Source organism: Actinacidiphila sp. bgisy144 (assembly GCF_057708105.1).
Genome location: NZ_JBYIRM010000004.1, coordinates 343,704 through 354,038, shown reverse-complemented (window position 1 = coordinate 354,038; position 10,335 = coordinate 343,704). Strand labels below are relative to the sequence as shown.

The following is a 10,335-nucleotide window of genomic DNA, read 5'->3' as shown; positions in this document are numbered from 1 at the left end:
AACCGCCCGCGGCGGCCTGGCCGTCAACGTCATCGAATGCTGACCGTATAGCGGCTGACCTGCGGGTTCGGGTCTTTCAGCTCTGTCACGGGCTTCCCCGTTTGTACGGTGGATCGTCCCTCAAAAGTCCCTCTGACAGAGCTGAAAGTCCCTGAAAAGTCCCTGGCCCACGCCAGCCGCCCGGCCCCCGGCCTCAGTCTGCGACCGGTCCACCACCCTCCAGAGACGGGTCTCGCTCCCTGGAGGGTGGTGGGCCGATTCAGCCGAGCGGCGGGCTTCAAAGGAAGCCGCAAAGATCACAGTCAGTGATCCGATTCGGCTTCGACCCAGCCACCGCCCAGGCCGGGGACGCCACCCACCTTCGAACCCGGGACCTACGCATTACGAGTACGCGATCGATTGTGACGACGCATGCTCCACCGTGGTAGCGGGTCCCGTTTTTCCTGCTCAGAACGCCTGGACGACGCTCGTTCGTGATGCCGCGTGCTGGCACGTCCAAAGGCGTCCGCGCTCCCCTTGCGCTCCCCTGCCGTCCGTCGCTGCGCCCCTCACTCGCCACACTCAGGCGCGCATCGGTGCCGACACGATCGCTCTGGCCGCAGGAAGGCTTGAACGTCGAGTTTCCCATTTCCCGCCAGCCGACACCAGTCACCACCTGACCGTTCAGCTTGTAGCAGCCCCACAAGACCCCACCCGCCCAATTCACCTTCTGGGGGCCGACGAGGACGTCGCTCATCAAGGCTCTGACCTCGGCTCACGCCACTCTCCGAGCGCCTCCTCGCATTCTCCGACTCTGCTCAACGACGCAGGCACTCCATCACTGATCAGGGCTGATGATCGCGTCCCCTGGTGTGGTGTAGCCGATCAGGTTGGGTGGTGCGCCGGGGGCGTGGGGCAGGGTAGTTTCCGCTCCCTGCCGACAGGGTGGGCCACCGTGCAACTCTCCGTTGTGAACGGGCAGTTCGACGCGGGAGGTGCAGGGTGGCCCTGTCCCAGCATGACCTACTCCGGCTGCTGGAGTCACTACGTTCAGCAGACGGCCTGGAACTGGTCCGCTCGGTGGCCGAGCGGATGCTGCAGGAACTGATCGAGGCCGAGGCCACGGCCAGGATCGGCGCCGAGTGGAACGAGCACACCGACACCCGCATCGCCCTGCGCAACAGGCGCCGGGACAAGACGCTGACCACGCAAGCCGGTGACCTGGGCCTGGGGATTCCCAAGCTACGGTCGGGCAGCTTCTTCCCCGTCCTGCCCGAACGGCGCCGCCGGATCGACCAGGCGCTGTTCGCGGTCGTGATGGAGGCCTACGTCCACGGCGTGTCCACCCGCTCGGTCGACGACCTGGTCAAGGCCCTGGGCACGGACACCGGCATCTCCAAAAGCGAGGTCTCGCGGATCTGCCAGGACCAGGACGGCCAGTTGTCCGCGTTCCGCCAGCGGCGGCTGGATCACATGCGGTTCCCCTACGTCTACCGCGACACGACGTACTGCAAGGCCCGGGTCGAGCACCAGATCGTCTCCCGGGCGGTGGTCATCGCGACCGGCATCACCGAGGACGGCGGCCGCGAGGTGCTCGGCGTGATGGTCGGCGACAGCGAGAGCGAGGCCTCGTGGACCGCGTTCCTGCGCTCTTTGCGCGAACGCGGCCTGGGTAGGGTGCGCCTGGTCATCGGCGACCATCACCTCGGGCCGGTCGCCGCGATCCGCAAGGTCATGCTCGGCGCCGGCTACCAGCGGTGCAAGGTTCACTTCCTGCGCAACGTCTTCAACGTGATCAGCAAGGATGCGGCCGAGATGGTGGCCGCCACGATCCGCACAGTCTTCGCCCAGCCCACCGCCGCCGCAGTCCGCAGCCAGCTGGACACCGTGGCCGACATGCTCGGCACGCAGTTCCCCAAGGTCAAAGAGATGCTGCTGGAGGCCAAGGACGACCTGACCGCGTTCTCCAGCTTCCCCGAACGCCACTGGAAGAAGATCCAGTCGACCAACCCGCTGGAACGCATCAACCGCGAGGTCAAACGACGCACCGACGTCGTCCAGGTCTTCCCCAACGACGACGCCCTGCTCAGGCTCGTCACCGCCGTGCTCTTCGAACTGCACGACGAGTGGATCGCCTTCCCCCGCCGCTACCTGCCCGAAGGCAGCATGGAAGAGCTCTATCCCGCAGAGACCCCCGAAAGCGCCCCCGCGCTACCCAACACCACCGCTGACTGATCGGCTACACCACACCAAGGGACGCGATCGCTCAATGGCCTTGAAGTTCTCCCCGTAGGCGGTCAGGAGCTCTCCCCGGCCGCAGCCCGCACCGTGCGGGTCGCAGTCTCGGCGTTGCCCAAGTGCCCCGTCGCGGTCGGACCGGCATTGCTTCCGGCAATAAAGCGCATTATCGTCAGCCGTGTGGCGGGTCCTCGTCCGCGTCCTGCCCCATGGTGCGCGGCCGTACGACTGTGCCCGTTCATGTTCCCGCCCATGCCTTCTGGGAGACCGAGCCCATGTGCCACCCAACGACCAGTGCCTCCGGCGGAACGGACGGGGCCGGTGGAAGCGGTGGATCGGGGGCTTGCGGAGGGGGACCCGACGGGCCGGGAAGGAACGGCTCGGTCGGCCGGTTCGGGGAACCGGAGGAGAGCGCGCTTGTCGCTGGGCTACTCGCGCGCATGTCCGTCGAGGAGAAGTTCGGCCAGCTCCAGCAGCTCGCCTGGACCGGCGCCACCGGTCCGGGCGGTGGGCAGAACGACCTGGCCGAGCGGGCGGCCCGCGACGGTCGGCTGGGCTCGGTGCTGAACCTCTACGGGGCCGCTCATACCAACGCGCTCCAGCGGTCGGCGGTCGAGGAGTCCCGGCTGGGCATACCTCTGCTGTTCGGCTTCGACGTCATCCACGGCTTCTGGACCACCTTTCCGATCCCGCTGGCGCAGGCGGCGAGTTTCGACCCGGACGTGGCTGTCGCCGATGCGCGGGTTTCCGCGAGTGAGGCCCGGCGCAACGGTGTTCACTGGACGTTCTCTCCCATGGTCGATGTCACCCGTGAGCCGCGCTGGGGCCGGATCGCCGAGAGTAGCGGCGAGGACCCCTGTGTGACCGCCCGGTTCGCGGCCGCGAAGGTCCGCGGTTATCAGGGCCCCGACCCGTATGACCTGTCGGGGCCGGATCGGCTGGCGGCGTGCGCCAAACACTTCGCTGCCTACGGTGCGGTGGAGGGCGGACGGGACTACAACACGGTGGACAGTTCATGGCAGCGGCTGCGCAACGTCTACCTGCCGCCGTTCCGGGCGGCGGTCGAGGCTGGCGCCGCCACTGTGATGGCCGCGTTCAACACGGTCTCCGGCATCCCGGCGCATGCCCATCCGGGGCTGCTGACTGGGGTGTTGAAGGACGAGTGGGGTTTCGAAGGTGTGGTGGTCAGCGACTGGAACGGGGTGCACGAACTGGTCGTACACGGCTTCGCGGCCGATGGCGCGGACGCGGGCCGCCAAGCCCTCGCAGCGGGCCTGGACATGGAGATGGCGAGCACCCATCTCGCCGCGCACGGACCGCGGTTGCTCGCCGACGGGGCGGTAACGGGCAATCGCCTTGACGACGCGGTAGCACGCGTCCTTCGGCTGAAGTACCGCCTGGGGCTATTCGACCGGCCGTACACGGACGAGGCGGCGACGCCGTACGAGCCGACCACGCGGACCCGGGCGATGGCCCGGCACGCGGCCGCCCGGTGCGCGGTGCTGCTGAAGAACGATGGCAGTGTGCTGCCGCTCGACCGCGGCACGGGTACGGTCGCGGTGGTCGGCCCCTACGCGGACTCAAACGATCTGCACGGTACATGGTCCGGTCCCGGCGGGACGCGCTTCCCGGCGACGAGCGTGCTGGACGCGCTGCGGGCCGCCGCACCGTCGGTGCGGTTCCGGCACGCGTTCGACGGGCCCGACGCGGTGGCGGCGGCGCGGGCGGCGGAGGTGACGCTGGTCGTCGTCGGCGAGGCGTCCTCGCTCAGCGGTGAGGCGTCCTCCCGCAGCGACCTCCGCCTTCCCGCCGGTCAGGCGGAGCTGATCACCGCGGTGGCGGCTACCGGCCGCCCGTTCGCGGTGGTGGTGGCGGCGGGACGGCCACTGGTCGTCGAGGAGTGGATCGACCGAGTGCCGGCGGTGCTGCTGGCCTGGCACGGCGGCATCGAGGCTGGCCCCGCGCTGGCCGACCTGCTGCTCGGTGACGTCCCTCCGGGTGGCAAACTTCCGGTGACCGTCCCCCGATCGGTCGGCCAGCTGCCGCTGTACTACGCGCACGAGAACACCGGGCGCCCCGCCGCCCCCGACCGTCCCCACCAGCCCTTCGTCTCCGGCTACCTCGACACCGAGCACGGTCCGCGCTTCCCGTTCGGACACGGTCTGAGCTACACCGAGTTCACCATCAGCGGGCCCACGTGCGCGACACGCGAGACGCCGGTTGCCGAACTGGCCGCAGGCCGACGGATCGAGGTCACCGCCACCGTCACCAATGTCGGCGAGCGCACCGGCGACGAGGTGGTGCAGCTCTACGTACGCGATCCGGTGGCCTCCGTCGTCCAACCAGTCCGGAGGCTGTGCGGCTTCGAGCGCGTCACGCTGAAGCCGCGTGAGAGTGCTCCGGTGCTGTTCTCCCTCGGCGCCGAGGAGTTGGGCTTCCTCGCCGCGGACGACGGCGCCCTCGTGGTCGAGCCCGGTCTGATCGACGTGTACGTCGGCAACGACGCCCACGCCACGGCCCACCTGTCCCTGACCCTCACCGGCTGACCGCCGTGCCGCCGGGTGAGCTGCGGTTTCGCCGGATCCTCCGCGCCCTTCCATCCCTTCCCCCGTCCTGTGTTCCCTCGCATGAAAGGCTCACCCACCGATGCTCGTGGACATGCCCTTGGCCGACCTGCGCGCCTACCGGCCCGAGATCAGCGAACCTGCCGACTTCGACGACTTCTGGCGGCAGACCCTCGCCGAGTCCCGCGCGCTCGCGCGGCCGGCCCGTTTCGAGCCCTACGACAGCGGGCTGCGGACCGTGGACGTGCTGGACGTCACCTTCTCCGGATACGGCGGCCACGACATACGCGGCTGGCTGCTCCTGCCTCGACACATCGACGGCCCGCTGCCGTGCGTGGTGGAGTTCATCGGCTACAACGGCGGCCGCGGCCTGCCGCACGAGTACCTGACCTGGTCGGCGGCCGGGTACGCGAACCTGGTGATGGACACCCGAGGCCAGGGCAGCGGCGGTTACACCCACGCGGTGACCCCGGACCCGGCACCGGGCGGCGCGCCGCACACGCCCGGGTACCTCACCCGGGGCATCGAGTCACCGCAGACGTACTACTACCGGCGGGTGTTCACCGATGCCGCGCTTGCCGTGGACACCGCGCTGTCCCACCCGCGCATCGACCGGAGCAGGATCGCGGTATACGGCGGCAGCCAAGGCGGCGGCATCGCGATCGCGGCGTCCGGCCTGAACGATGCGGTGAGCGCGACCGTCGCGGACGTGCCGTTCCTGTGCCACTTCCGGCGCGCGACGGAGATCACCGACTCCTCTCCGTACAGGGAGTTGGTCACTCTCGTTCGCACGCAGCGCCACCGCGAGGAGCAGGCGTTCAAGACGCTGGACTACTTCGACTGCGTCAACCTCGCCGCCCGCGCAAGCGCCCCCGCCTTGTTCTCCGCGGCCCTGATGGACAGCACCTGTCCGCCCTCCACGGTGTTCGCCGCCTATCACCGATGGGGCGGCGAGAAGGACATCAACGTGTGGAAGTACAACGGCCATGAGGGCGGTGGGGCGTACCAGACCGCCGAGCAGATCCGCTTCCTGGAGCGTGTGCTGCGATGACGCCAGGAGACCCGCCTCCGCTCAACGGCTCGGGCCTGACGGGCAGCACCGGCCTTCCGGTGCACGCGCACGGCGGCGGCATCCTCGAACACGACAGTGCCTACTACTGGTTCGGCGAGGACCGGCACCCGGACCGGACGTTCCGCTCGGTCGAGGTCCACCGCTCCACGGACCTCGTGCGGTGGGAACCGCTCGGCGCGGCGCTCACCCAGCGTTCCCATCCGCACCTGGCCCGTGCCAACCTCGAACGGCCCAAGGTTCTCCACGACCGCACCACCGGCCGTTTCGTGATGTGGGCGCACAAGGAGGAGGCCGGCAACTACCGGCAGGCGCGGGCAGCGGTCGCGGTCGCGGACCGTCCGCAGGGCCCCTACCGCTATTTCGGCGACTTCCGCCCACTGGGCCACATGTCCCGTGACCTGACGCTCTTCCAGGACACCGACGGCACCGGCTACCTGCTGTCGGCGGCGAACGACAACGCCGATCTGCACGTCTACCGGCTCACCGAGGACCTGACGGCCCCGGCCGAACTCGTCGCCGTGCTCTGGCCCGGCGCCTACCGCGAGGCCCCGGCGCTCTTCCGGCACGAGGGCCGCTACGTACTGCTGACCTCGGGGTGCAGCGGCTGGGCGCCCAACCAGCAGCGGTACGCCGTCGCCGAGGCGCCGGCGGGGCCGTGGGGATCGCTGCACGACCTCGGCGACCGCACCTGCTACGGCTCCCAGACCGCCTGCGTGGTGAGCTGGCCGCCGGCCGCCGACGGCGGGCCGCGGCAGCACGTCTACGTCGGCGACCGTTGGGGCCCGCACCGCGGAGCCCCGGTCAACGACTCCGGCTACGTCTGGCTCCCGCTGGTCTTCGCCCCGGACTTCGCCGTGGCACCGCTCGACGAGGCCGCCGTGGCCCTGCCGTGGCAGCCCCGCATGTGGAGCCCGTGAGGTCTGGGGAGGCCGCGGAGTTGTGAGACGTGTCCACGGTGACGGCCGCCTGCTGACGGCGCGGCGCGAGGTGAAGACCCGTCCGGCGCGATGCGCCGAACGGGCCGCCGTCACTCGCCGAGCGTGGCTCCGGCGCGCAGGCCGGTGTCCAGCGTGGAGCGCAGCGGCGCGGACCGCGGGGACTCCAGCAGACGCAGCAGCAGGCGGACCGCCTCCTGCCCCATCTCCCTTCGCGGGATGTGGAGTTCGGCGAGGTCGGAGACCTGCGGCTGCTCCGGGGTGCCACTCAGTCCCACCAGGGCGAGGCCACCGGGCACCGACCGGCCGGCCGCGAGTGCGGCCGCCCGGATCGCCGCGGCGTCGGTGCTCACCTCGACCACCAGGGCGGTGGTGCCGTGCCGCTCGATCCAGCGCAGCAGTTCGGGCACGTCGTCCACCGCCGCCTCCGCCTCCTGCTCCGCGCCCGGCTCCGGGATGCCGAGCGTGACGACCGGCGCATCGTCCGCGGTCAGTCCCAACTCCTCCCGAGCGAACCGGAATCCGGCCCTGCGGCCGGGGATGCCCTCAAAACCCCGCGCGCTCTGTACCAGGGCGATCCTGCGGTGCCCCCGGGCCGTGAGTTCGCGGACGATCCGCGCGGTGCCGCCGAAATAGTCCGCGGCCACGAAGGAGAGGTCGAGACCGGGGATCTCGCGGTGGCCGACGAAGACGAAGGGGTAGGACTCGTCGGCGAGCCGGGACAGTTCCTCGGCGGACTCGTTGACGCCGATCAGCACCGAACCGTCCGCCAACTGGAGGCTGTTGACGCCGTCGGCGTAGATGGAGCGCTCGTTCCTGCGGTCCTTGGAGCCGGTCATCAGGAGCAGGTTGTAGCCCGCCCGCTCAGCCTCCTCCTCGATGCCGATCAAGAACTCGTAGTAGAAGTCCCGGCTCTCCAGCGGAAAGATCGGCTGGTACGTGAACACGCCGAGGAGCCGGTTGCTGCCGCGGGCCAGGTTGCGGGCCGCGATGTTGGGCACGTAGCCGAGTTCGCGGACGGCGTCCCTGACCCGCTCGCGAGTGGCGTCGCTGACCCGGATCGAGCCGTAGTCACGACCGTTGATCACGGACGAGACGATGCCGGTGGACACACCCGCGTGCCGGGCCACGTCCACCTGAGTGATCTTCCGCCGGGTGCTGTCCGCACCGCTCCGGCCGCCTGCGCTCGTCCGGCGCGTACCGGGACCGCGCGCCGGACCCCGGCCGCCCGTATCCTCACCGGCGCCGTCCCCGGCCGTCTTCCTCACCATGCCCGCTCCCTCGCCTTCGGCGTCACTGTGCCGCGCTCCGCCCGTCCGAACGGCCGCCAAGTCCCGTACCGCCCCGGCATTGTCCCGGCCCCGCGGGGTCGCCGCGATACACCGGTCCGAGGAAACCGCGATCCGCCACCACCGGAGCGCCCACGCTCCGGGACCGGCCCCGCACCGTGTCCGCTCCCACAGGACCCGACGACCTGCGTGCCGCACCGCGCCTCCGGGGAATCGGCCGCCCGCCGTCCGACCGCGTTCCGCGGCCGACGGGCCCCTGCCCGGGCTCGGACCGCCGACGAAGCCACAGCGCCCGGCGCGCCCGGCGGCGTCCGCAGGACGGACAGGGGCAGGTCGAAATTTTCCGGACCACTCGTTGACACCCTAGCGCAACGAGCCTAGGTTAACCGCATTGGTTGAAGCGCTTTATCAGCCAAAAGGGCATGTCAGCGGCCACCCCCCGGTCCCGCCATGTGTTGGCGCGCCGGTGTTCCCCGGCCGCTGTGCCCGACCCTCATATCGCGTTCTGCGGACAGGCCGGTCGCACGCTTTCCCGGCGGCCCCGGCCACGGTCCCCTGGCGGAAAGGTTCCCCATGACGGTGCAGGAGACGGACGTTCTCGTGGTCGGCGGCGGCCTCGGCGGTGTGGCCGCCGCACTGTCCTCGGCCCGACTGGGGCGCCGCGTCGTCCTGACGGAGGAGTCGCCGTGGCTCGGCGGCCAGATGACCTCGCAGGCCGTGCCGCCGGACGAGCACCCCTGGATCGAGTCGCGGGGCGCCACCCGCACCTACCGGAAGCTGCGCCAGAACATCCGCGACTACTACCGGCGCAACTACGACCTCAGCGCGGACGCCCTCGCCACCGCCGTGCTCAACCCGGGCGGCGGCGGCGTCAGCCCGATCTGCCACGAACCGGTGGTCGGGGTCACCGCGATCGGCGAACTGCTGGCCCCCTACCGGGCCGACGCCCAACTGACCGTTTTGTGCCGATATGAGCCGGTCTCCGCCGAGACCAGCGGCGACACCGTCACCGCTGTCACCCTGCGCTCGCGGGAGACCGGCGAGGAGACCACCATCTCCGCCGCCTACGTACTGGACGCCACCGAACTGGGCGACCTGCTCGAACTGGCCGGCGTGGAGCACGTGATCGGCGCGGAGAGCCAGGCGCAGACGGGCGAGCCGCACGCGCTGGACGGCCCGGCCGACCCGCTGGTGCAGCAGTCGTTCACCTGGTGCTTCGCCGTGGACTACCACCCCGACGGCGACTTCACCATCGACCGACCGGTCGACTACGACTTCTGGCGCGCCTACCGACCGGACTTCTGGCCGGCTCCGCTGCTGTCGTGGGAGGACGTGATCCCGCAGACCCTCACTCCGCGCCGCGAGGCGATCTTCGAACACCCGGACTCCCCGCGCGGCCATGTGGCCGCCGACCGCTGGAACTTCCGCCGGATCTTTTCCGCGGCCAACTACCCGCGCGGCCGCTACGGCAGCGACGTCACCCTCGTGAACTGGCCGCAGATCGACTACATGGCCGGCCCCCTGCTCGGCGTGGACGAGCAGACCAAGCAGCGGCACCTGGCCGCCTCCCGGGAGCAGAGCCTGTCCTTCCTGTACTGGATGCAGACCGAGGCGCCGCGGCTGGACGGCGGCACCGGCTACCGAGGCCTGCGGCTGCGCGGCGACGTGCTGGGCACGTCCGACGGCTTGGCCATGCGCCCGTACGTCCGCGAATCACGCCGGATCAAGGCCGAGTTCACGGTGCTGGAGCAGCATGTCGGCGTCCAGGCGCGGGCCGAGGCCGGGCTCCCGCCGGGCTCGGAGATCTTCACCGACTCCGTCGGCGTCGGCTCCTACCGGATCGACCTGCACCCCTGCTCCGGCGGCGAGGGCGGCCCGAGCACCTACATCGACATCGCCGACCACCCGTTCCAGATACCACTGGGCGCGCTCATCCCGCAGCGGGTGGAGAACCTGCTGCCGGCCAACAAGAACATCGGCACCACGCACATCACCAATGGCTGCTACCGGCTGCACCCGGTGGAGTGGAACATCGGCGAGGCTGCCGGCGCGCTGGCCGCGCACTGCCTCAACACCTCCACCACCCCGCGCAAGGTCCGCAACGACCCCGCGCTGCTGGCCGGCTTCCAGCGGCTGCTCACCGGCTCGCTCGGCTTCGACCTGTCCTGGCCCGAGCACCTCCGCACCTCCGAACGCTGACCTGCCCCGACCGCCCGCAGCACCACGGCCCGCAGCCTTCAGCGCCCCACTCGCCGCGT

General features: G+C 70.5%; 6 protein-coding genes. 5 read left to right on the top strand and 1 reads right to left on the bottom strand.

Annotated elements, in window-relative coordinates:
* Positions 1 to 981: 981 nt before the first annotated feature.
* The 4 genes from AC3EVP_RS07345 to AC3EVP_RS07330 all read left to right on the top strand — a co-directional run bounded on the left by AC3EVP_RS07345 (position 982) and on the right by AC3EVP_RS07330 (position 6,770).
* Entirely contained in the window at positions 982 to 2,214 is a 1,233-nt protein-coding gene (locus AC3EVP_RS07345; protein ID WP_435127365.1) for an IS256 family transposase, read from the top strand.
* Positions 2,215 to 2,657: 443 nt separating this feature from the next.
* The gene (locus tag AC3EVP_RS07340) at positions 2,658 to 4,763 is read left to right on the top strand and encodes a glycoside hydrolase family 3 N-terminal domain-containing protein (RefSeq protein WP_435127363.1); all 2,106 of its coding nucleotides are present in this window, start codon (positions 2,658 to 2,660) and stop codon (positions 4,761 to 4,763) included.
* Positions 4,764 to 4,875: 112 nt separating this feature from the next.
* Positions 4,876 to 5,832 carry an acetylxylan esterase gene (locus AC3EVP_RS07335; protein ID WP_435127361.1) on the top strand — a complete coding sequence of 319 codons (957 nt, stop codon included), beginning with the start codon at positions 4,876 to 4,878 and terminating at the stop codon, positions 5,830 to 5,832.
* Positions 5,829 to 6,770, top strand: a complete 942-nt coding sequence (locus AC3EVP_RS07330) for a family 43 glycosylhydrolase (protein WP_435127359.1) — start codon at positions 5,829 to 5,831, stop codon at positions 6,768 to 6,770. Before AC3EVP_RS07335 ends, AC3EVP_RS07330 begins: the two co-directional genes overlap by 4 nt.
* 110 nt (positions 6,771 to 6,880) lie before the next feature.
* Here AC3EVP_RS07330 and AC3EVP_RS07325 read toward each other — a convergent pair whose 3' ends face one another.
* Positions 6,881 to 7,924 carry a LacI family DNA-binding transcriptional regulator gene (locus AC3EVP_RS07325; RefSeq protein WP_435127357.1) on the bottom strand — a complete coding sequence of 348 codons (1,044 nt, stop codon included), beginning with the start codon at positions 7,922 to 7,924 and terminating at the stop codon, positions 6,881 to 6,883.
* 726 nt (positions 7,925 to 8,650) lie between these two features.
* Here AC3EVP_RS07325 and AC3EVP_RS07320 point away from each other — a divergent pair.
* On the top strand, positions 8,651 to 10,276 hold the full coding sequence (locus AC3EVP_RS07320; protein ID WP_435127355.1) for an FAD-dependent oxidoreductase: 1,626 nt from the start codon (positions 8,651 to 8,653) through the stop codon (positions 10,274 to 10,276).
* Positions 10,277 to 10,335 lie beyond the last annotated feature (59 nt).

What these genes read in the sequence shown, in the direction of transcription:
- AC3EVP_RS07330 (WP_435127359.1), top strand. Translation starts at nt 5,829, where the DNA reads ATGACGCCAGGAGACCCGCCTCCGCTCAACGGCTCGGGCCTGACGGGC.
- AC3EVP_RS07335 (WP_435127361.1), top strand. Translation starts at nt 4,876, where the DNA reads ATGCCCTTGGCCGACCTGCGCGCCTACCGGCCCGAGATCAGCGAACCT.
- AC3EVP_RS07340 (WP_435127363.1), top strand. Translation starts at nt 2,658, where the DNA reads ATGTCCGTCGAGGAGAAGTTCGGCCAGCTCCAGCAGCTCGCCTGGACC.
- AC3EVP_RS07320 (WP_435127355.1), top strand. Translation starts at nt 8,651, where the DNA reads ATGACGGTGCAGGAGACGGACGTTCTCGTGGTCGGCGGCGGCCTCGGC.